Below are 19,958 nucleotides of genomic sequence, written 5' to 3' on the forward strand. Positions count from 1 at the left end.
GCTCACGCGTCCCGTTGTCCGCGGCATTCCCGAACCGGTGCGCGAGACAGTCACACGGCGGGGTGACCGGACTGGACCCGGCCCGCACGAAGGCGTAGAACTGCGACAACAGGGCCTCCTGGAACACTCGTTGGCGTAGACACCTACCGAGCTACCAAGAGGCCCTGTTCTCATGCCCGGAACCCGTCGCGATCACCCGAACGAGACTCCCGTTCGACCAACACCTCACAAGATCGGAACGACAACAGCCACTGAGAAGAAGCTGTGTCCAGCGCTGCTCGACAGCCGACCACACCACCAGGTGCGATGGCGCGAAGAACACCCACATGGCGTCGATCTCGTCTGGCAGCGTCGGGGCAGTCAAGGCGTGCGCGATCAACAAGTCGAGACATTCCACGTAGGGCCGGTCGAAGAAGTGGGACACGATGAACACCACCCGCGCCCTGTCGGGCGAGGACTTGTCCCGCAACTGCTTCGTGGCCTTGGCGATCATCGACTGGGCCGCCTCGACGACATCGTTCGCTGACACAACCGTCGCCCAATGAGTTCCTGGCTCCTCGCCTCGCTTCAGTGCTCGCGAGGCCGCTGCGTCATGCTCGCGGAAGCCACCAGGTATCGACTTCACCTCGAAGTCGGCGAACTCGACACCGTTGCGGCCGAGCAGCGACGACATTGCGCCGCTGTCCGAATCCGCCACGCGGTAGACGAGATCCACGCCGCCGCAGACGTCTACGGCGACCGGCACGATGCCGAGATAGGCCGTCGTCAGCATCGCCGCGAGATGCTCGCCTGCGGCCAGCTTCAGCTTTTTCAGGTCGTCCGCCGGTACGTGCGCCGGCAGTGCTTCCGTCGCCCAGTCGATCACTTCGTAGGTGATGGCGTTGACGTGGGTGCCAATGGCTCCATCGAAGCTCTTGGCGCTGTCGTCGCTCATACGGGCGAGTGTGGCAGCACAGTGACGCGGTGGCGACGGCTTTCGGGGCCAACTGGTAGGCCCGCATGTTGAGGTGTCGTGTGTTCGTCAGGGGTGACGGAAGCCCTGTCTCGTTCGGTCAGTCAGCGTTGGAAGAGCAGGAGTCGACGTTCCTGCTGGGGAAGGGCTCCGCGGTCGGGCCCTTCGTGTGCCGCCAGGGTCAGCCCTTGAGGTGGTCGTCGACATCGATCTCATGGCGGAGACGCTGGATGAGCTGCTGCTCGGAGCGCTCCTTGGCTGTCTTGAACCGGAGGTAGTTGGGGTCCGTGACGTCAGTCGCCGGGAGCATGCGGTCACCGTCGTGCCGATAAAAGCCGCCTTCGACAACGCAGTAAGTGAAGTCGGCAGCAGCCTCCGTTGCGGCCTCCCAGAGCTCGCGGACCCTTGGGGAGCCGAAGAGGGAGATCCTGGCGGCGAGCTCGCGCTGCAGCTGAAACTGCTCCGGAGTCTTCGGGCCGTAGTAGCCGGGGACGAGTGGGTCGGTCGCGAAGGTCATCGAACCGTCGAGATGGAGGAGCAGGTCGAGGTAGAGCCCGGCCCGCCTGTCCCACAGGTCCTTCGAACGGGTGGCCTTCCGCTGGTGGCGCGATTGCAACCAGGCGGTGAGGACTCCGCCGCCGAGCGCGATGACACCGCCGATAACGACTCCGATGAGCTGTCCCATGGGGCCCTCCTATTCCGTCTGCTCTTGAGCCGGCTCTGGGAGCAGCGCGAGCAGGTCTTCGAATACCCACGTGTCTACGAGGTCGGGGTACGGGGCGATCCAGTCAGTCGGCTGCGATGCGTGGGGTTCCTCCAGGCCGTGGCACCACTGCGAGATCAGGTTGTCCCCTGCCGCCAGGTCGGCGACGGCGGCGCGCAGTTTGACGGCGTGCTGAAGGATCGGCTCCAGGCGGGCAGACCAGATGTAGCCGATCGAGGCGCCCTCGTGGGCGATGAAGTTCCGGGCTTCTCTGGCCTTGTGCAGGGTGTCGATGTCCATGGTCACGCCCATGGGGTGGTTGGCCAGGCTGTGCAAGGTGCCGCCCAGCATCTTGTCTGCCGGGGTTGCGGCGATCAGCTCGTCCAGAGTGAGGACGGGGTCCGCTGCGCTTGCGGTGACCATGTTGCCGACGCGCAGGACGTACTGGCACTTGCTCTCGTACGCGTTCGCCAGGTGGAGGGCCCGGCCGACGGCCAGGAACAAAGCGTCCAGAAGCTCCGGGTGCGGCGGCGCGAAGCGACTCAGTGACCAGCTCATGTCAGCGACCGTATCGCCCGCCGACGGTGCTGTGCTGCGATTTATCGAGCCCCCTACTTGCCGCGAGCGAAGTCGATTTGGGACTGCACCTCGTAGTCGACCTGGAACACCGCATCCCTGATCTTCTCCTCCAGAAGCTCGAAGGAGTCCTCGATGGCGGCGTACTCGCTGACCAGTGCGTGCTTGTCGTCGATGGATTCCAGAGCGGCTATCCGGGTTCGCCACTGCTCCAGGTCCGCTTTGGAGTACTGATACTTCCGCCCACGCACCTGTTCGAGCGTCGGGTTCGCGGCAAGGTTCGCCTGCACGAGCCGCAAGGCATCGCCGCGCACGAGGGGCGGGCCGGCAAGGTTGTCCTCGATGAACTCCAGGCCGTCGACCATTTGGTCAAGCCGAGCATCAAGGTAAGCGGTGAGGGCACTCCTCACCTGCGGGAGATCGAGCCCCACCTCTCGGCGTAGTTGTGCTGCGATCTTCTTCGGGAGGTCTGTCGCTTCACCGAAGCCCGGCCGCCTGCCTTCGGTGAAGCGACAGATCTCCGCACCGAGGTCGGACGGGTAGGTGATGATCATTTGCCTGTACGACTCCAGCACTGTGCATGCGGAGTCGAAGTAGATCAGGGTGGCCGGCCTGATGATCTCGGGCCTCAGCTTGTCGCGGTGATACATCTCGTTGCGGTACTTGTGCAGCTTTTCCAGGACGGGGCCGAGCGCTTTGTCGAGCAAGTTGCGGCGGACCAGCAGACCGACTTTGGCGTCGAAGTTGCGGTCGATGTCCTTCAGGTCGGACTTGGATACGATCTTCGCCTCGATGGACGCGACCTCTTCCGCGTCGACCGGTATTCCGTAGGCCGCGTTCTGTTGGTAGGCCAACAGCAGCTTCTTGAGCATGCCCTGGTGCCGGAGTTCCGTCTGAACGGTTCGGTGGAGGATCAGCTCCGTCACGCTGTCGATGAGTAGGTACGCCAACCGCAGGTTGGGCACACGCCCCTTCTTGATCATCCCCTTGGCCTCTTCGAGCTGCACGACGATCAGCTCCAACCGCTCCATGTCGATCCTCCGTCGCGTCAGCCGGTCTCCTGCTCCGCGTCATCTCTGGATGCTTGGCCGCGTACACCCGATATCTCGTACGACCCACGCGGGGCCAGCTGACCGCCGGGCGGGGCTGGCTCGCATGTGCACGCGGTCCAGCTGTTGTCGTCGAGTCGTTGGGCGAGGAGCAGCGCCAGGGTCCACCCTGGCGCAGGAAGCGGCCTTCGGTGGCTTGGCGGATGGCTTCGGCCATGGGGAACAGTCGACGCAGCAGGGTCGTGGCAATTCACGCTGTACCTCAACGACTGGGACGGAGCTCCTGGCGTGCAGCGGCGTCAAACGCGAGCCGCCTGCGAAGGTGAGTGATCAGAAGCTCCAGCTGTAGAGGCCGCCACCGTTGTCCACCGCAGACGCCGCGAGCCGGGCAACCCCTTGCAGTACTGCCAACAGGTCATCGTCGGTCATGTCGTCTCCGTCTTCGGACCGGAGGCGCGTGGTCCAGCGGCCTGCGAGTTCTCCGAGTTCGGCGGAGCTCGCGTTGGCCAGTGCTCGGGTCAGCCGCTTCGGCAGAGCGAACACCTCAACGCCATCGTTCAAGGGGGCGGCGACCCACTCCGGCCACGCCCACCCAAGGAGCTGTTCGACCGGTGGGGCCTCGGCCGAAGGCTCCTGGAAGTACATGTCCCATTCGGCGATGGCACTGTCCGGCTCAATGAAACGGCAGGTCACTGACTCAAAGGCCTCACCAGGTCCCCGCAGGCGCGTTGCAGCAGCGGTCTCGTCGTCGGCGGCGAGGAAGAACACTATGTCGTGGGCCATCTGAGCATGATGGCAGCCCGCCGAGCTGACGCGGTTGACGGATATCGAGGCCAGGTGACATCTGTCTCGACCAGTCACATGCGGCTGAAACCCCGCTCTGGACTGCACGGCTTCTGTCAGTGGCCTCTGTCAGGATGCCCCGGTCAACATCGTGATCAGGAGAGACCATGGGCACTTGGGACGTCGGCCCCTTCGACAACGACACCGCAGCGGACTTTGGCGGTGACCTTGATGAGGTAGCTGCAGGCGAACGTGAGGGCATCGTCCGGAGTGCTCTCACACGTGTGATCGACACCGCGGCTTACCTCGAAGCACCCGAATCCGAGGTAGCCGTAGCCGCGGCCGCGCTCGTCGGGGCGCAGTGCCCCGGGGGTGAGCCGGCCGATCCAATCTATGGGCCGGAAGAGCCCCTCCCGGATCTCACTGGCCTGCGCGATCTCGCTCTTCAGGCCCTCGACCGCATCATGACCGAACCGTCCGAACTGATGGACCTATGGGCCGAGTCGGATGGCGGGCCCTGGCGCGCGAACATCCGCCGCCTGCAGAACGTGCTCCTGCCACAGCCATCGGGAGAACAGCTCAGCCTGATCTGACCCACTCCGACCCGTACCCGTCCTACCGGAAGGTCACTATGAGCTGGGACGTCCTCCTCATGCGTCTACCCGCCGACGTCACCTCTGTGCACGAGATCCCCGCCGACTACACCCCGGACCCGCTCGGCCGGCGCGACGACGTACGCGCGGCTGTCACTCAGGCTTGCCCCGAAGCTGACCTCTCGGACCCAGCCTGGGGCGAGCTTTCCGGCCCGACTTGGTCCGTCGAACTCAACATCGGGTCGGAAGATCCGGTGGACTCGATCATGCTCCACATCCGGGGCTCCGGCGGCGACGTGGTGACGGACGTCTTCCGTCTTGCCGAGGCTCTGCGGTGCGAAGTGCTCGACTGTGCGAATGGGGACCTGATAACCCCTGGGCAGACGTCAGGCTGGGAGGAATTCCAGGAGTACCGGGATCGAGCGCTCGGACCCTCTCAGTGATACCCCTTGGTCGCAGCACTAGCATCCGGCCCATGCACCCTGAATCCCGATCGAGCCTTGATGGCCTGCTCCCGCCCGGTCGGATGGTCACATCCGATGAAGGCGACGGAGATCGACAGCCCTTGTGGCTCAGTGACGGGCCAGCCGCGCCTGAGCTGTGGACGCGGATGTACACCGAACACGCACGTTCCGGCTTGTGGCCGCTGCTCCTCGACGCGCTGGACCCGAACGATGGCGAGTTCCGCCCTTGGGGGTCCGGGGAGGTCTTCCCTGAGCAGATGTCCTCCCCGGCAAGTCATGATCCTGCCGGCCTCCTCGCACAGTGGTGGGCGACCTACACGGCCGTCGATGAAGACGACGACATGCTCGACGTCAAAAGGCGCCTCGCTGTTACGGCCCCCTTCGGACAGGTATGGCCCGGCCTTGCGGCCAGCCGGGAGACGGTAACGAACCCTGAGCAACTGGCCTCAGAGTTCGCGGAGGCGTTCCTCACCGACTGCCCGCGGACACGTCTTGGACTGGTTGCCGCTCCGTCCGGTGCCGAAGCGCTGACAGCCGTGGGCTGGGCTGGCCCCTGCAACTACGAAAACGACACCGCGAAATTCTCTGCGGTCGTCCGGGATTGGGAAAACCGATTCGGAGCCCGTGTCGTCGCGGTCGGGTTCTCCACGCTGCACCTCAGCATCGCCGCGCCACCGGTGAGCGAGCATGAGGCTCTGCTGGTTGCAGCCGAGCACTTTGCGTTCTGCCCTGACAACATCTGGCAGGGCAGCAGACCGTACATACTGGCCGCGTATGCCGAGCGGATCACTGGCGCCCACCGCTGGGATTTCTGGTGGGACTGATCCGGCACTCGCTGGGTGCGAGCTCGCTGGCGCACCTGATTGGTGGCGACGGAGTCGGTCATCGGGGGCGGCGGGGCAGCGGGGTGACAGCGCGGGCATCGTGAAGGGCGGCGCGCAGGAGGCCGTTGTCGATGCTCAGGCGTTGGATGGCGGCGATGGCGAGTTCGAGCTGTTCGGCGAGGTCGCGGTTGTCCCTTCGCAGCCGGGCGTTGTTGGCCTGGACTTTGCGATAGGCGTCGGCTGCGGTCATGCCGCTTGGCGTGCGCGCGATGGCGGCGAGCTCGGCACAGATGTCTGGGTAGTTGCGGCGGAAGGTGGTGTTGGCGAGGCCGAGGCGGGTGGCGAGGGCCAGCATGCTCGGGGCGTCGCCCGGTCTCGGACGTCAGGCTGTCGATGGCAGCGTGGACGTCGGTGCGGCTCGGCAGTGGGTGGCGGTGGGCGGTCACTGGGCGGTCCCGTTGGCGGTGAGAAAGGCATGGATCGCGTCGCGGCGCCGGGCCAGGCCGGCGTGCAGCAGCGGTGGGAGGACGGGGCGGGCGCGGAGTCGGTGGTCGATGCGGTCGGCCTCGGTGGCAAGGGTGGTGGTGTTGTCGGCGGTCAGCGCAACGTTGCGGCATTCCAGCGGTTGGCAGTCGTGCGGGACTGGACCCGCTCGGCCTCCGGGGGCGGAGCGGGGTCGGCACAGTGCCTTGTCCGGGTTGAAGACGCAGGTGACGTAGGTGCCGGGGTAGACCTCGGGGTCGTGGCGGGCCAGGACGCGGCGCAGGCGGGCCGGGTCGGTGACGACGGAGCCGGTGAAGCCCGTCCGGTGGTGGAAGTCGGCGAGCCGGGCGGCTGCCTCGTGGGCGGCGGGGCCGCTCAGGTCGTGCTGGTGGTCGGTGGTGAGGGCGAGGAGGTGTTCGCCGCGCTGCATGGACTGTTCGGCTTCGACTTCGGCGCGGAAGCCGGAGTCGCTGGTGCCGGCGTAGCCCTCGAACATCTGGATGCCGAGGTGGCGGTACTGGACGGCTCCGGCGATGACGCCGCCGGGGCGGCGGGCGATGTACCAGGCCAGGGTGCGGCGGAACTGTCGGGCGGTCAGATTCCAGGGCTTGCCATTGACCTCGGGGATCGCGCCTGGGAGGCCGTAGTGATGGCAGTAGGTGTTGATCCAGGTGATCACGCGGTTGGGGGTCCTCCCCACCTCCGCGACCTTGATGCGGAGCGACCGATGCAGCGCATGGCGGTACCGGGCCGATTCCGCTCACGGCGATTGCCCCTGATTCCTCACCGGGTCGGCGTCATCGCCATCATCCGCGCCGGTCTTGGGGCTGAGACCGGCGCGGCTTGACCGCCGAGCCCTTCTTGGAGTCGTTTGCCGCCGTCCCCGGAGTTCGGGTGCACCAGGGATCCGAAGGGCTCGGGTACCGGCGGGCGCTGCTCGATCCCGGGCTGTCCTCGACGCGTCAGGTCGGAGAACCGGCGATCACCCCGGAAGCGAGTGCGCTGCGGACGGTATTTCGGGAGTGTCCCGTAAGCCTTGCGATTCTCGCTTCACTAATTCCAGCAGACTTTGCTTCCTTCAGGAGGGAGTCCCGCGACTTCAGGGCCTCACCGTAGGCAATAAGCCTTTTCTCGATTTCTTCGAGGTTGTGACTTGGCGTCGTTTCCTTCGGTGTTTGCTGTGAAGCAGTGGCGCCTGGCGTTCGCCGTGGGTAGGGCATGATCGCCGCAATTTCGTCGCCGGCTTCCTTTTTGATCATCGCTTCTTTCCGGGAAACGTGGAGTGTCGGGTGAGGGCTGTGCAGGGTTGAACAGTGCAATTCTGCACAGTCTGCATTCATATGGTGCTAGTAAAGGTCGGCGGTGTTCCGCCATGCGGATGAAATGTCGCGAAGCGAGTTGATGCCGCTTGCCCAAAACGGGCAAGCGGCGAGATCTTACTGCCCAGTGGCCTCAGTTGGGGTTGTGTCGAACCGTCCGGAATATCCGGGCCTTCTCCGTGGAGCGTCTGTGTTCAAACCGAGGGTTTTCGTTGGGCTAGATCTCGGGACGTACGGGTCCGGAGTCTCCTATTTCTTCAAGGGGAATGGTGAGGGTGACCCAGCGCAAAAAATTCCCACCCTTCTGACCTCATGGCCAGGCCAGCCTGTGGCCTCGCCGAAAAGCCTGTCCGCCCTCCTCATCGACAGCGACAGGAAGGTAGCCGCCTGGGGGTATGACGCCCGGAGGCGAGCCCTCACCCAAGTGCCCGGTGAGAACGCCCCGAGGTACTACTCCAGCTTCAAGATGGGCCTCATGGAGGAGTTGGTCTGCCTCGTGGATGGCGAAGGTCCCGGCCAGGGAGGCGAGAGCACCGACGACCAGGACGAGGAGGAGTTGGCGACCGGCCCCGAGGATGTGGGCGAACATGACGAAGACGGCGCCGTGGAGTGGGAATCGCCCACCGATACCGCACCTGGGCTTGAGCCAAGGCCCCGCCCGCCGGACCTGCGGGAGATGTCCGTACGCAAGCGGTCCGAGGCGCTGATCGAGGCCTACCTGCGCTGCCTTTACACCGCCGCACTGGAAGAAATCAGGGCTGCGGGTTACAGCGAGCACGACATCCGGTGGTGTGTGACTGTGCCGGCGATCTGGACGGACGAGCAGAAGCAGACCACACGCGACCTAGCGATCCGGGCGGGGATGCCGGCTGAAGACGGCCGACTCATCCTCGCCCTGGAGCCGGAGGCGGCAGCCCACTACGCGCGTGCCAGTGGCGTCAACGTCGCAGGCTCGGAGGGCGAGGAGGATACAGACCTCACAGCTCCAGGCTGCAGGTTCATCGTGGTCGACTGCGGCGGTGGCACCGCGGACCTTACCGGCTACGAGAACGACGAGGAAGGCCGCATGGTGGAGTCCGGCCTGCCGAGCGGCGGACCCCACGGCTCCGACGTCATCAACCACGCCTTCAGGGACAGACTGCTGGTCGACCGCTTCGGAAACCCTGAGATCGTCCAGCATCTCGCCGAGCAGAGTCCCGAGGCCATGCTCGAACTGAGCGAAGCCTGGGAGAGGGCCAAACTTGACTTCGGCCCTGACGAAAAGGACCCGATCTGCATCAACCTCCCCGCAGCGATCCACCGCCGCCTTGGCACCCAGGTACGCAAGCGCCTCGCCCGCAAACAGGCAGGTGAGAGCTACGCCCTGATCGTCACGCCGGCCGAGACAGCAGAGCTGTTCGACACCGTGGTCCCCGACATCCTTGACCTGATCGACGCCCAGCTCAAGGAGTGCGAGAACACCAGTCAGCCCGGGAGCGCGCAGCCTCTGGTGCTCCTCGTCGGAGGGTTCGCCGCCTCACGCTACCTGCAGCACGCGGTCAAGCAACGGGTGGAGGGGCATGCCCGCGTGCTGGTACCACCAGAGCCGGGTGCGGCCGTGCTTTTCGGCGCCGCCTACTACGCCTACGACCCACAGACCAGGGCACGACGCAGCAGGCTGACCTACGGCGCGGGGATTAGCAGCCGCTTTGAAGAGGGAGTTGATCCGGAAGAGACGCGCTGGACTTCCAGCGACGGAATCGACCGGTGCCGCACCAGGTTCTCGAAGCTTGTCACCCGCGGCGACCTCATCGACACGGGCATCGAAGCACGAGAGTCCTACCTGCCCATTGAGCCTACGAGCAGGCGCATGACCATCGACCTCTACTCCTCCACCGAGCCAGACCCCCGCTACTACACGGACCCCGGCTGCAAGCAAGTCGGCTTCATCAAGGTGGACCTCTCCAAGGCCATGGCCTTCGCCCTGGAGGACCGTGGAGTCGACCTATACCTCAGCTTCGGCGAGACGCAGATCAAAGCCCGCGCTGTCGTGAAAAGGAGCGGTGAGGAAGTCTCCACCACCATCAGCTTCACCTCCGACTACTAGGCCAGGACTCCTTGGACAACCACTACGAGGTCTCCCCACCTCCAGAAACCTCCTTCAGCCACTCTGAGAGCACCACCCGCCACCTCCCTGTGCCTGAGCGCTGGCGAGACCCACGACCTTCCCCGTACCAGGAGACAGTGCAGCGTCTGACCATCTTGGAACGAGACCACAACGACCTCCGCCGGAGGTACGCCGAACAGCAGCTGCGCCTCGTTCAGATGGAGAATCGGCTGGACGCGCTCCTCGCCGCGCGGAGCGCACCTCAGGGCACTCATCGGAACGAACATCTCGACATCGCACGGCAGTACTCCGTTTGCGTTGAGCAACGGGTCCAGTCTTTCGTCCGCACAGCAGAATCACTCGGCCAGCGCAGCGATGCCCGTCTGCGCAGCATCGGAAGGGTCTGCGCAGTCCTTTTCGGCGTTGAGTCACCGACCGTCGGCGCCGTGCTCACAGCAGTCGGCCGGGCACGGCTCGATCCCTTGGCCGACTCCGCTGCTCAGCTGTGCGATCGAGCCAGCGACCTGCGACGCCGTGCCCAGGGAACAGGAATCCCATTCAGCTGGGATTTTGAGCTCGTTCCCGGCGATCTTCTCGATCCTGCATGGCAGGAGGCCTGGCCCCCGTGTGACCCTGATCTGCCGGCCCTATCGGTGGTAGCTCCGGCGTACCTCGTTGCCGAGCAGGTCTACACGAAACAGCGAGTCCAGACTGGAATCGCCATCACGGTCTGACTCGCGCCGCGACAGCCCTCGCAGCCGTACCTCCACACTGCCCGTCGCCGGCCCGCCTGCCTGTGGCCCCATCGAACGCGGCTGCAGGCCCGTACCTCCAACCCCTTGGTGAGGCTGGTTGCGGCGGCCCGGCGCTCCTTCCCGGGCTGGCCTGTAGGGCAAGAACTCCAGGGTCAGGGTTCGGTGATCGCGGACCTGACTCAGGGTGCCCCGGATGGCCCGCAGCACCGCAGGGTGAGGGCCGTTCGGGGCGGAGGGCTCCGAGTAAGGGTCGCGTGACTGCCTTGATCGTCCGCTACTCGCTGGGGCATCCGCAGACGGCTCCCGACCTGGGGATTGTCAGTGCAGGCTGAGATGCTGGCGATGTCCAACAGGGCTGCAAACCATTGGGGTGTCCGGCCCACAGTCACGAGGAGAGTCCGCCGTGGTGACCCTACAAGGTCCGGTGGGAACACGATGGCCGCAGCATGGTGTCGGCCGTCCACTACGACAGGCTCAGCGCCGAACAGCGCCAGGACGAACTGAACGCAGCCGGAGCGGCAAACGTGGAGATCTTCGAATCCATACTCGGCGAGTAGACCGCTCGCGCCGGTCATCCTCGGTGCCGGCCACGCCTACTCTGCGCGAGTGCGTTCGCCAGCTGGTCGTGGTTCATCGACGAGCGGCCCGGGATGTCGGCCGCGGCCGCCTTCTCATACAGCTCGGCCTTCGTCAGCGACATCAGCTCCCCGCCCGTGGCCCCGGATCCGGAGCCCGCCCGCTTCTTCGCGGTCGGCGTCTCCTTTCCGCCCGCCGTCCGGGCGCCGGAGGAGGCCTTTTCGCCGGTGTCCCTCGGGCTGCGGGCCCGTTCGACGCTCGCGCGCAGGGCCTCCATCAGGTCGACCACGCCGGTGGGCTGGGCGGCCGGCTTGGCCTTCTCCACGCTCTCTCCGGCGGCCTTGGCCTTGATGAGCGCCTTGACCTTCTCCTGGAAGACACCTCAGGGTCGTAACTCGTCAAGCTGTCGCCCTCAGCCCGCTGTGTAGCCTGTCGATCTGTTCGAACGGGATGAGGGTGGGACGTGGGGACGCTGGTGGAGGGGGCCGTCGCACAGGCGCTTCGTGACGGGGGCGGCGAAGTGGTCCGTCTGTACGTCGCTGCTTGTGCCGAACGCATGGCGCCGCTGTTTCTGGGCCTGCGGGCGGGCGTACCGGGGCAGGAGGCCCACCTGGACCTCTATGTGGAGTCCGTTCGTGATCTTTGGTACGCCGACCGGCCGCTCGCCGACGCAGCCGAGCGAGTGCACCTGTTGGAGCAGTTCCCAGAGCTTCAGCCAGTCGAGGAGGGGATAACCGATGCCGCCGGCACCTACGTGTTCCTCGCCGCTCTCTGTCTGCGGTATGCGCTGCTGGCCCACGGCTCGGGCAACGCTGATGACGCGGTGTCCTGCGGCCATGTGGTGCTCACCGCGATGGGGATGCTGGACCAGAACGTGCCGGGTGCCAGCCTTCTTGCCGACGAGCAGCGGCTCCAGTCCCTCTCGCTGAGCGGTGACGCCGCAGGTCTGTGGGACGCGAGCGTCACGGCAGGACGGGAGAGGCTTCGTGCCGTGGTGGGCAGACTGCCCCGCTAGGCCCTGCCGTTCGGATCCGGCAGGGCCCGCGAAAGGCTGGGCGGGACCGCCCAGCGCAACGTTCAGGAGCTACGGCAGGGGCTCGGCCAGAAGGATCCGGTTCCGCTCGTTGTCGACCGTCACGATCTGTACGGACATCTTCTGGCCTTCGCGGAAGGACTCCGAGGATGCAGCCGACCCGGTGATCGGAACGAGTCCCTCGACGCAGTCGGCGAGGCATACGAAGACGCCGATGGACGCGATCTTCGTGATGCGTCCCCCGACGATCTGACCGACGCGAAAGCGAGGCAGCAGGTCTTCGTGCTCGGCCCACTCGCCGAGCACGACCCCTACCTGGTGGTTGTGGTCGGCGTGCCAGACGACCTCGCCGGTGACGCGCTGCCCCACGGTCGGCAGCTCCATGCACCTGGGCATCCTGTCGATCCTGGCCAGGCCCACGGCGTCGGGGTGGTCGTCGATGGAGAGGAAGACACCGAAGGGCTGCCGGCCGACGACCTCACCGGTGATGCGGGTACCGACGGGCAGAACGCGGACGGTCTCGGTCCAGGCTGAGGCCGCGTCGGGCATGCGCCTGCCGTTCTCCCCGGGCCAGGAGTACTCGCTCATCCGCAGATCATGGCATTGAGCCGGTCACACCTGAGAGGCGTCGGTGAAATGGGTATGCTCACGCGCCCGATCAGACTGCCAGGTGGGGCTTGGCGCCGTGGGCCCGGCGTGATCCGAAAGAAGCGGCCTACTCGGCCGCTGTGACCACTTCGACGGGCGGAGCTGGGAAGGCCAGTGCCTCGTCATATCGCTGACTCTGCTGGAGACAGTGGTAGAGCTGGCCGATCATGCGGTTGAAGAGGTTGCGCTGGGCGGCGGCGTGCCAATCTCCCTGCTCACGGCGCCGCCGGTAGTGTGCGTCGGCCCCGGGCGACGAGCGGAGCGAGGAGAAGGCCCAGAGGTAGCCGGCGTGGTTGAGGCGGTCGTTCTTCACCCAGCGGCGGGTGATGCTGGATTCCTTGCCGGAGGCCCGGGTGATGGGCGAGGCGCCGGCGTATGCCTTCAGTCCGCGGGCGTCGGCGAAGCGGTGCCGGTCGTCGCCGATCTCGGCGAGTACCCGGGCGCCGAGCTATGTGCCGAGGCCGGGGAAGCTGAGGATGACCTCAGCGTCCGGGTGCTGAGGGAACACCTCCTCGACCGCCTCGGCCAGGTTGTCGGTGGCGGTGCAGGCGGCCTCCAGTTGGACCAAGAGGGCGAGCATCTGCTTACCGAGCGCGTCCTCGACTAGCGACGGCTGATGGACCCAGTCGGCCCGGAAGACCTCGCGGAGCCGCTCGGCTTCGGCTGCGATACCCCGCTGACGACCGGCCCGCTTGCGCGCGGCCTGTAGCTGCGTGCGGGTTAGGCGAGCGGCCTTGGCCGGCGTCGAGCGTGCCCGCCGGGTGGGGAGCGTGAACTACCGGCTCACCGTGGCCACCACGACCCTGCCCCTCCTGACCCGCGACAAGGCCGACGGGCGCGTGTGGCGGGTCGTCGGGAACGGCCACGGCGAGGAACGCCGTGCCCTGGCCGCACTCCCGAAGGCACGGTGAGGCCAGGCCCGCGAGCTCACGGCCGGATGTTTGCCGTCCGGCCGGACAGGCGGCCCGGCCGGACGCGAGGGCAAGCCGTAGGGGAGCCTGGGCAAGCCACCCCGTACCCCGGCTTGCCCACCCCGGCCGGGCCCGTCGGCAGGGGGCGTCGGTCATGGTCGGCCCGGAACTTCCTGGCGAGGCCGCGGCTGACCGATGACCGGTCACCGGCTCGGTCGGGAGTTGCACGGGTCGGTCACGGCGCTGACGTGCTGTTTGACCGATCGCGTGAGACGGATCGGTCACGGCAGGTCCGCCGATCGGTCACGGGTTCTGTTGGGCAAGCCCTCGGCACGGAGGGCTTGCCCAGCGTCCGGATCGCGTGGCGGGATGGCTCATGAGGCACACCGCGACCCGGTCGGCCGCCTCGTGCCCGTTCGAGCGACCGGAGGTGCTGCTGTCCCTCACCAAGCCGGACGACGTCCTCTCCACCGCGCGGGTGGAGCTGTCCGGGATGGAGACGATGGGCCACCGCCACGACCTCATCCGCACGGTCACCCACGGCGTCACCATGGAACTGGGCTACGCCGGGCCCGGGGTCGCACTGGAGGTGCTGGTCGGCAAGCGCCACGAACTCGCCTTGCACCCGGCCCACGTCGAGGGCCTCGCCCGGCTCCTGCGCCAGGCCGTCGGCACCATCGCGGCCCGCGGCACGCCCGGGGGCGGCCGGTGCTTCCACTGCGACGGAACCGGGCTTGCCCGCCCGCTGTGGGAGCCGGCACCCGGGCAAACCTGAGCGACTGGGCAAGCCCAAGGCGACCCTGGGCAGCCGGGGCTTGCCCAGGGGGTTCGGTTACGCCATGGCGGCGGCCACGGTCTCGAGGACGGCGCGCTGCACAGGGTCGACGGGGACGTCGGCCTGGCGCAGCGAGCGGAGCGTGCTGCCGTCGGCGCACAGCCTGCACAGCCCGATCACCGGCATTGGTCCGGCGCCGATGAGGGTGTGCGAGGAGGAGCTGTCGTAGACGGGCCGGTAGCAGCCGGGGCACCGCAGGCAGTCGTCGACTCCGTCCGCTGGCGGCGCGTCCGGACCGAGCTGCGGCACGATCCGCAGGAGGTTCTCCCCGGCCTCGGCCCACAGCCCCATCGGCCGCTCCGCGGAACGCTCGAAGACCACGTCACCGTCCGGGCCCTCGCTGGTGCGGACCCGGGCCAGTGTGCCGACGCCTTCGTCGGGGTGGCTCGGGAGGAACGCCAGGACGGTCTTGGCGCCGGGCTCGTCGCTCACGCTGTAGACGTGCCCGCGCCCGGCCTTCAGGGCGGCGCCCATCTCGTTCAGGCCCTGGCCGCTGTCGTCATTGCGCAGGCGCAGCTGCCACGACGCCGGGGCCCCGTCGATCTCGGCAGGGGAGGAGGTGATGAGGACCGTTGCCGGACCGGCGGACGTCCAGGTGCAGCATCCCCAGGACGGAGTGGAACGCGGTGCCGAACCACTCCGTCGGCTGCCCGCCCTCACCGCGCGGCGCGCGCGGCTTGTGTCGTCCCATGCTCTGCCTCGCAGAGTGATCCGTGCACGGGCCGATCGGTCCGCTGAACCCACAACCCGGCTGCCCGCCAGCTCAGGCACGCCACAGGCACGGCCTTCACCCGTCCAGCGCACTTGGGCAAGCTTCCCCGGCCGGGGAGTGTGCTGGGACGCGCTAAATGTCACAGGGGGGAGGTGGCGGCCTGCCTGTCTGCTGCTGACGGGACGCGGTAGCTGTCACCAGTTGGACAAGTGTGTTGTCACGTCTGGTGCGTGGCCAGTCGTGTTGTCACCAGGTGTGCTGGTACGTCGGGCTGAGTGACCGCCGTCGCTGCCGGCGTGTGGGGTGTCACGGGAGGGACCGTGCCGTCAGCGCGGCGCCCGACGGACACCGCCTGATCCGGCTACCGTGAACCAGTGTGGAGGCATCCTTTCAGCGGCCCGAACTCATCGACCTCCTGAACATTCTCGACGCCCGAGGCCACCAGGGTGTCTTGGTACTCGGCGATCCGGGGGTCGGCAAGTCCGTGCTGCTCCAGCAGCTCGAAACCGAACTGCAGCGGCGGGGCCGGGCAGCCTTCCTGGTCAGCCTGCGAGACGCCGATGTGGCTGATCTCTCAACTTTGATCATGAACGAGATCACGCAAGTGGTCGACGTCTCAGAGGTCGAGTTCGAGCGGACGATCCGCGCATCCGGGAGCGACTGGCTCCGGCAGGTGATAACAACGCTGAACGAAGTCACCGACCGGCTGACAGCGCCCGTGCTGCTGCTCGACGGACTCGACGAGGCGGGCTATCCACAGCGGATGGCCGCCGCTGTCGAAGAGCTTAGCTATGGCCTGGATGCCTGGACGCTCGTCCTGGCATCACGCCCTGTCAGCATCGACTACCACCGATTCGGGCGCCAGTTCGCCATGCTTGACCTCGGTCCTCTCGCTGAGGCGGACATGCGCGCCTTGCTGCGGAAAACCGCTCCGGACCTCGCCGAAGACGTCGTCCGCGACATCCTCAGGCAGGCGGACGGGCATCCGCTCATTGCCCGTCTTGTGGCGGCCCAAGCCTCGCAGCACCGCGAGGCGGCCGGGGTGGTTGGGGAGCACCTGGAAGGTCTGACCGAATCGTTGGTCGATGCTGCCCTCAGAGCTTCCCCGGAACCGGCCCTGCTCGGTCTGCTCCTGGAGGAGCTCGCGCTTGCTGGTGGCCAGGACCGGATTTCGGCGCTGGCCGGTAAGCTACGGATCACTGAACCCATTGTCCGCGCGGTACTGGACTTCCCGTCGGTGTTCAGCCTAGTAACCGTTGATGAGCAGGCCGGGACGGTGAAGTTCGCTCATGCCTTCGTCCAGGAGGCAGTGCTGTCCCAGCAGGTCTTCGTGCGGCCGTTCCGGCTGGCCGACCTCAGGTTCGGTGCTGAGGAGGCGGAACACGACGATCTGCTTGACGAGAGTTACGTTGGACGGCACAGCCTGGACCGGATCCTCGTCCACAAGCGGACCATCGTCATCGGCGACCGCGGCTCGGGTAAGAGCGCCATCTTCCGCAAGCTTGCGGAAGAACGGTCCATCGAGGCCCTCCCTGTCGCCGACGTCGGCGACCTGCTGCACCGCATCGTCGACAAGGACACCTGGCTGGACGCTGACGCGCTGCGCGCGGCCTGGCTCGTGGCCATCGCAGCCGCAGTGGCCTCAGTTGTCCCGGCGGAGGCGCCCAAGGCGTTGCGCCGCAACGCCTCGGGTCTGCGGGCTGCACTCGGCCTGCCCACCGAACCACCCGGCCGCACCCGGCGTGCCATACACGGACTCGCCCGCCTTCTGGGCGGTACGACCCTGAAGTTCGGGGTAGGACCGATCAACTTCGAGACCACACTTCCTGCTGGCACCCGACCCAGCAGAGGGTTCCTCGACGTCGACTCACTGCTGCAGCAGACGGACGACCTGCTCGAACAGACCGAGCGGCACGTTGTTGTCCTGCTCGACCGGATCGACGAGGCGTTCAAGTACGACCGGGGCCGGCAGGAGGCCTTGGTCCAGGCACTGCTGCAGGCCGAGGCCCGGGTGGTGCAGCTCGCCCGTATCGGGCTCGTGGTGTTCCTGCGGACGGACCTGTTCGAGCTGTACGACATCCAGGAGAAGAACAAACTGGTCTCCCGCTCCCTCGTGCTCGAATGGTCGGAAGAAGACTGGCTGCAAGTGCTGATCCGCAGGGTGTTCGCCAATGAACCATTCGACCGGCTTGCACGACGGCTGCGTGTCGCCGATGACGAGATCGAGTTGCGCGCCGCGCTCGAGGTGCTGTTCCCGGCCGAAATCGAGGGTCAGCCCGTCGACCGCTGGCTCATCGAATCGCTGCGCAACGGCAACGGCGACATCTCGCCGCGGCTGGCTGTGCTGCTCCTGCACCTGGCCCGAGACCACTCGGCACGACCCGACGCCCCCGTCGCCGCAGTCCCGCTGTTTTCCACCGATGCGGTACAGCGGGCCATGACGAAACTGTCCGACCTGAGCTTCTACGAGGTGGCGAACGACTTCAAGGTTGCGCCGACGTTCGTGCTGAACTGCCGGGCTGGCAAGCTCGCAAGCTTCACACTGTCCGAGGTGGAGCAACTGTTCGACGGCGCGGAAGGCAAGATCGGCGACCAGGTCCGCCTCCTGGAGCGCCTGGGCTTCCTCGAGCGCGTGGTGGAGCAGCGTGGCACGCAGACCAGGTCGATGTTTCGGATTCCGCGGCTCTACACCCGCTGCTGGGACTACGCCTGATCCCTGGCCGATCGGTCGACGAGTCGCACGCTGGACAACGACGAGTGGGAATCAGTCGCAGATGACAACAAACGTGTCCAGGTGACACCTAACGTGTTTCGGCACAGGGAGGCCGCCGGGCGCGCCCCGACCCGCTGGAGGGTTGCACCGGAAGAGGGCTGGACAGTTGCCTGCGGGGTGGCACTAGGCGGAGGACCGCAGGTGTGACCGGAGGTGGGACCCCCCGAATTCGGTGATCGTCCGTTCGTGCAGGTCAGGGGCCGTGGGCAAGCCCCCTTCGGAAAACGACACCTCTAATTCGTTAGTAATTAGAGGTTCTGGATCTCTGATGGGCCCGGGGCGGCGTTGTCCAGCCTGGGGCAGGACGTGTGTGGTCCGGTCGGTGCCGCGGTGACCCCTACGACACCTCCGACCGTGCGAGGTCTTTGTAAAGACTGGTGGCGCTGGGCGCCGGCCGGTCCTCGCACGTTCTGCCCCCGCGGGCCCGTGGGGTTCGGGATCCTCGATGGATGAGCTGCCGCACGGTGACGCGTTTCTCCTCACGAGCTTCGAGCTCTGGACACGGCGTGCGCCCGTGCGGCCTTGCGGTGCCGCGCACGGCTGATGAGGTGGCGGGCCTTGGAGCCCTGGAATTAGTGCGCCGTGCGGCCCCGCGTGCTCGCCTTCGAGAACAGCACCGGAGAAGGGGCGGGATCCATGGACGTGTTCTGCGGAATCGACTGGGCGGAGGGACACCACGACGTCGCGCTCGTCGATGACACCGGCAAGCTGCTGGCCAAGTGCCGGATCAACGACGACCTGGACGGCTACCGGCTGCTGCTCGACCTCCTGGCCGAGCACGGCGATACCGCAGAGACGCCGATCCCGGTGGCCATCGAGACCAGCCGCGGCCTGCTGGTCGCCACGCTGAGGCAGGGCCCCCGCAAGATCTACGCGGTCAACCAGATGGCTGCCTCCCGCTACCGCGACCGGCATGGAGTCAGCCGCAAGAAGTCGGACCCGGGTGACGCCCTGGTGCTGGCGAACATCATCCGCACCGATGCGCCGGTGCACCGCCCGCTGGCCGCCGACACCGACCTTGCCCAGGCCGTCGCCGTCCTGGCCCGCGCACAGCAAGACGCGGTTTGGAACCGGCAGCAGGTCGCCAATCAGCTGCGGTCCCTGCTGAGGGAGTACTTCCCGGCGATGATCGAGGCGTTCAGGGACAAGCCGGGAACCCTGACCCGCCCTGATGCCCGCCGCATTCTCGCCGTTGCACCCACACCTGCCCTGGCCGCGAAGCTGCAGATGTGGAAGCTGACCGCCATGCTCCGGCGAGCCGGCCGCCGCCGGGGCATCGAAACGGACGCCGAACGAATCCAGCAGCTCTTCCGTCAAGAGGCTCCTCGGCAGTTGCCCCTCGTCGAGGACGCCATGGGCACGCAGGCACGGGCCCTGCTCCTGCAGCTCGATGCCGCCTGTGAGGCGGTCGATGACCTGGCGCGTGCCACCGAGGAGGCCTTTCGCTCGCACCCGGACGCGGCGATCATGCTGAGCTTCCCTGGGATCGGCCCCCAGGTCGGTGCCCGCATTCTGGGCGAGATCGGCGATGACAGGAGCCGGTTCGCCACGGCCGGAGGGTTGAAGGCGTACGCCGGCTCGGCCCCGATCACGCGGGCCTCGGGCAAACGACGCTACGTTGGACGCCGGTTCGTCAAGAACAACCGGCTCAACCACGTCGGCCACCTGTGGGCCTTTGCCTCACTCAGCGGTTCATCCGGCGCGGACGCCCACTACCGGCGCCGCCGGGCAGGAGGGGACTGGCACATGCAAGCCCTGCGGCACCTGTTCAACCGGATGCTCGGCCAGCTCCATCACTGCCTCCTGGCACGCGTCCCATTCGATGAAGCGGTCGCGTTCCCCCCGCCTGCAGCAGCAGGGTGATCACTGAGGCACCGGCCCAT

Annotated in this window: 21 protein-coding genes and 1 pseudogene; 10 read left to right on the forward strand and 12 right to left on the reverse strand. The window is 66.8% G+C overall.

Features of this window, described 5'->3' with window-relative positions:
• Nucleotides 1–151 precede the first annotated feature (151 nt).
• The 5 genes from ACFWBN_RS30175 to ACFWBN_RS30195 all read right to left on the reverse strand — a co-directional run bounded on the left by ACFWBN_RS30175 (nucleotide 152) and on the right by ACFWBN_RS30195 (nucleotide 4,063).
• Nucleotides 152–934: a hypothetical protein gene (locus ACFWBN_RS30175; RefSeq protein ID WP_385181688.1), complete on the reverse strand. Its 783-nt coding sequence runs from the start codon at nucleotides 932–934 to the stop codon at nucleotides 152–154.
• A 199-nt stretch (nucleotides 935–1,133) separates the two neighbouring features.
• Nucleotides 1,134–1,637, reverse strand: a complete 504-nt coding sequence (locus ACFWBN_RS30180; RefSeq protein WP_385181691.1) for a hypothetical protein — start codon at nucleotides 1,635–1,637, stop codon at nucleotides 1,134–1,136.
• 9 nt (nucleotides 1,638–1,646) lie between these two features.
• Entirely contained in the window at nucleotides 1,647–2,213 is a 567-nt protein-coding gene (locus ACFWBN_RS30185; RefSeq protein ID WP_385181694.1) for a hypothetical protein, read from the reverse strand.
• 53 nt (nucleotides 2,214–2,266) lie between these two features.
• Nucleotides 2,267–3,262 (reverse strand): hypothetical protein, encoded by a 996-nt coding sequence (locus tag ACFWBN_RS30190; RefSeq protein ID WP_385181697.1) that lies wholly within the window; start codon nucleotides 3,260–3,262, stop codon nucleotides 2,267–2,269.
• 348 nt (nucleotides 3,263–3,610) lie between these two features.
• Complete coding sequence (locus ACFWBN_RS30195; protein WP_385181700.1) at nucleotides 3,611–4,063, reverse strand: hypothetical protein; 453 nt, start codon at nucleotides 4,061–4,063, stop codon at nucleotides 3,611–3,613.
• 167 nt (nucleotides 4,064–4,230) lie between these two features.
• Between ACFWBN_RS30195 and ACFWBN_RS30200 the strand changes: the two genes are divergently transcribed.
• From ACFWBN_RS30200 to ACFWBN_RS30210, 3 genes are read left to right on the forward strand one after another with little or no spacing between them, the layout of a single operon-like run.
• Nucleotides 4,231–4,656, forward strand: a complete 426-nt coding sequence (locus ACFWBN_RS30200) for a DUF4259 domain-containing protein (RefSeq protein ID WP_385181702.1) — start codon at nucleotides 4,231–4,233, stop codon at nucleotides 4,654–4,656.
• 38 nt (nucleotides 4,657–4,694) lie between these two features.
• The gene (locus ACFWBN_RS30205; protein WP_385181705.1) at nucleotides 4,695–5,099 is read left to right on the forward strand and encodes a hypothetical protein; all 405 of its coding nucleotides are present in this window, start codon (nucleotides 4,695–4,697) and stop codon (nucleotides 5,097–5,099) included.
• A gap of 32 nt (nucleotides 5,100–5,131) precedes the next feature.
• Complete coding sequence (locus ACFWBN_RS30210) at nucleotides 5,132–5,944, forward strand: DUF4253 domain-containing protein (protein ID WP_385181708.1); 813 nt, start codon at nucleotides 5,132–5,134, stop codon at nucleotides 5,942–5,944.
• Between the two features lie 58 nt (nucleotides 5,945–6,002).
• On the opposite strand, the gene ACFWBN_RS30215 is transcribed toward ACFWBN_RS30210, so the two are convergent.
• The 3 genes from ACFWBN_RS30215 to ACFWBN_RS30225 form a co-directional block, all read right to left on the reverse strand.
• The gene (locus tag ACFWBN_RS30215; protein WP_385181711.1) at nucleotides 6,003–6,299 is read right to left on the reverse strand and encodes a hypothetical protein; all 297 of its coding nucleotides are present in this window, start codon (nucleotides 6,297–6,299) and stop codon (nucleotides 6,003–6,005) included.
• 87 nt (nucleotides 6,300–6,386) lie between these two features.
• Nucleotides 6,387–7,106 (reverse strand): hypothetical protein, encoded by a 720-nt coding sequence (locus tag ACFWBN_RS30220; protein ID WP_385181714.1) that lies wholly within the window; start codon nucleotides 7,104–7,106, stop codon nucleotides 6,387–6,389.
• A gap of 283 nt (nucleotides 7,107–7,389) precedes the next feature.
• Entirely contained in the window at nucleotides 7,390–7,686 is a 297-nt protein-coding gene (locus tag ACFWBN_RS30225; RefSeq protein ID WP_385181717.1) for a DUF6003 family protein, read from the reverse strand.
• A 250-nt stretch (nucleotides 7,687–7,936) separates the two neighbouring features.
• On the opposite strand from ACFWBN_RS30225, the gene ACFWBN_RS30230 reads away from it, so the two are divergent.
• Together ACFWBN_RS30230 and ACFWBN_RS30235 are read left to right on the forward strand one after the other, a co-directional pair.
• Nucleotides 7,937–9,832, forward strand: coding sequence for an Hsp70 family protein (locus tag ACFWBN_RS30230; protein ID WP_385181720.1), 1,896 nt, complete (start codon nucleotides 7,937–7,939; stop codon nucleotides 9,830–9,832).
• A gap of 137 nt (nucleotides 9,833–9,969) precedes the next feature.
• Nucleotides 9,970–10,566, forward strand: coding sequence for a hypothetical protein (locus tag ACFWBN_RS30235; protein WP_385181722.1), 597 nt, complete (start codon nucleotides 9,970–9,972; stop codon nucleotides 10,564–10,566).
• Nucleotides 10,567–11,158: 592 nt separating this feature from the next.
• On the opposite strand, the gene ACFWBN_RS30240 is transcribed toward ACFWBN_RS30235, so the two are convergent.
• The gene (locus ACFWBN_RS30240) at nucleotides 11,159–11,488 is read right to left on the reverse strand and encodes a hypothetical protein (protein ID WP_385181725.1); all 330 of its coding nucleotides are present in this window, start codon (nucleotides 11,486–11,488) and stop codon (nucleotides 11,159–11,161) included.
• 138 nt (nucleotides 11,489–11,626) lie between these two features.
• Between ACFWBN_RS30240 and ACFWBN_RS30245 the strand changes: the two genes are divergently transcribed.
• On the forward strand, nucleotides 11,627–12,178 hold the full coding sequence (locus ACFWBN_RS30245) for a hypothetical protein (RefSeq protein ID WP_385181728.1): 552 nt from the start codon (nucleotides 11,627–11,629) through the stop codon (nucleotides 12,176–12,178).
• Between the two features lie 69 nt (nucleotides 12,179–12,247).
• On the opposite strand, the gene ACFWBN_RS30250 is transcribed toward ACFWBN_RS30245, so the two are convergent.
• Complete coding sequence (locus tag ACFWBN_RS30250; RefSeq protein ID WP_385181731.1) at nucleotides 12,248–12,784, reverse strand: S1 RNA-binding domain-containing protein; 537 nt, start codon at nucleotides 12,782–12,784, stop codon at nucleotides 12,248–12,250.
• Between the two features lie 127 nt (nucleotides 12,785–12,911).
• Nucleotides 12,912–13,589: pseudogene (locus ACFWBN_RS30255) on the reverse strand (transposase); the annotation flags it as partial.
• Here ACFWBN_RS30255 and ACFWBN_RS30260 point away from each other — a divergent pair.
• Both ACFWBN_RS30260 and ACFWBN_RS30265 read left to right on the forward strand, forming a co-directional pair.
• On the forward strand, nucleotides 13,579–13,755 hold the full coding sequence (locus ACFWBN_RS30260) for a hypothetical protein (RefSeq protein ID WP_385181733.1): 177 nt from the start codon (nucleotides 13,579–13,581) through the stop codon (nucleotides 13,753–13,755). The pseudogene ACFWBN_RS30255 and the gene ACFWBN_RS30260 sit on opposite strands and share 11 nt — an antisense overlap.
• Nucleotides 13,756–14,131: 376 nt before the next feature.
• Nucleotides 14,132–14,530: a hypothetical protein gene (locus tag ACFWBN_RS30265; RefSeq protein ID WP_385181736.1), complete on the forward strand. Its 399-nt coding sequence runs from the start codon at nucleotides 14,132–14,134 to the stop codon at nucleotides 14,528–14,530.
• 57 nt (nucleotides 14,531–14,587) lie between these two features.
• Here ACFWBN_RS30265 and ACFWBN_RS30270 read toward each other — a convergent pair whose 3' ends face one another.
• Complete coding sequence (locus ACFWBN_RS30270; RefSeq protein ID WP_385181739.1) at nucleotides 14,588–15,064, reverse strand: hypothetical protein; 477 nt, start codon at nucleotides 15,062–15,064, stop codon at nucleotides 14,588–14,590.
• A gap of 614 nt (nucleotides 15,065–15,678) precedes the next feature.
• Here ACFWBN_RS30270 and ACFWBN_RS30275 point away from each other — a divergent pair.
• Entirely contained in the window at nucleotides 15,679–18,015 is a 2,337-nt protein-coding gene (locus ACFWBN_RS30275; RefSeq protein ID WP_385181742.1) for a P-loop ATPase, Sll1717 family, read from the forward strand.
• 696 nt (nucleotides 18,016–18,711) lie between these two features.
• Nucleotides 18,712–19,938 carry an IS110 family transposase gene (locus tag ACFWBN_RS30280; protein ID WP_385181745.1) on the forward strand — a complete coding sequence of 409 codons (1,227 nt, stop codon included), beginning with the start codon at nucleotides 18,712–18,714 and terminating at the stop codon, nucleotides 19,936–19,938.
• Nucleotides 19,939–19,958 lie beyond the last annotated feature (20 nt).

It is taken from the genome of Streptomyces sp. NPDC059989, assembly GCF_042736975.1.
Classification (GTDB): Bacteria; Actinomycetota; Actinomycetes; order Streptomycetales; family Streptomycetaceae; genus Streptomyces.

What these genes read in the sequence shown, in the direction of transcription:
- ACFWBN_RS30205 (WP_385181705.1), top strand. Translation starts at nt 4,695, where the DNA reads ATGAGCTGGGACGTCCTCCTCATGCGTCTACCCGCCGACGTCACCTCT.
- ACFWBN_RS30200 (WP_385181702.1), top strand. Translation starts at nt 4,231, where the DNA reads ATGGGCACTTGGGACGTCGGCCCCTTCGACAACGACACCGCAGCGGAC.
- ACFWBN_RS30215 (WP_385181711.1), bottom strand. Translation starts at nt 6,299, where the DNA reads ATGCTGGCCCTCGCCACCCGCCTCGGCCTCGCCAACACCACCTTCCGC.
- ACFWBN_RS30225 (WP_385181717.1), bottom strand. Translation starts at nt 7,686, where the DNA reads ATGATCAAAAAGGAAGCCGGCGACGAAATTGCGGCGATCATGCCCTAC.
- ACFWBN_RS30185 (WP_385181694.1), bottom strand. Translation starts at nt 2,213, where the DNA reads ATGAGCTGGTCACTGAGTCGCTTCGCGCCGCCGCACCCGGAGCTTCTG.
- ACFWBN_RS30175 (WP_385181688.1), bottom strand. Translation starts at nt 934, where the DNA reads ATGAGCGACGACAGCGCCAAGAGCTTCGATGGAGCCATTGGCACCCAC.
- ACFWBN_RS30195 (WP_385181700.1), bottom strand. Translation starts at nt 4,063, where the DNA reads ATGGCCCACGACATAGTGTTCTTCCTCGCCGCCGACGACGAGACCGCT.
- ACFWBN_RS30250 (WP_385181731.1), bottom strand. Translation starts at nt 12,784, where the DNA reads ATGAGCGAGTACTCCTGGCCCGGGGAGAACGGCAGGCGCATGCCCGAC.
- ACFWBN_RS30180 (WP_385181691.1), bottom strand. Translation starts at nt 1,637, where the DNA reads ATGGGACAGCTCATCGGAGTCGTTATCGGCGGTGTCATCGCGCTCGGC.
- ACFWBN_RS30280 (WP_385181745.1), top strand. Translation starts at nt 18,712, where the DNA reads ATGGACGTGTTCTGCGGAATCGACTGGGCGGAGGGACACCACGACGTC.
- ACFWBN_RS30265 (WP_385181736.1), top strand. Translation starts at nt 14,132, where the DNA reads ATGAGGCACACCGCGACCCGGTCGGCCGCCTCGTGCCCGTTCGAGCGA.
- ACFWBN_RS30210 (WP_385181708.1), top strand. Translation starts at nt 5,132, where the DNA reads ATGCACCCTGAATCCCGATCGAGCCTTGATGGCCTGCTCCCGCCCGGT.
- ACFWBN_RS30270 (WP_385181739.1), bottom strand. Translation starts at nt 15,064, where the DNA reads ATGGGCGCCGCCCTGAAGGCCGGGCGCGGGCACGTCTACAGCGTGAGC.
- ACFWBN_RS30190 (WP_385181697.1), bottom strand. Translation starts at nt 3,262, where the DNA reads ATGGAGCGGTTGGAGCTGATCGTCGTGCAGCTCGAAGAGGCCAAGGGG.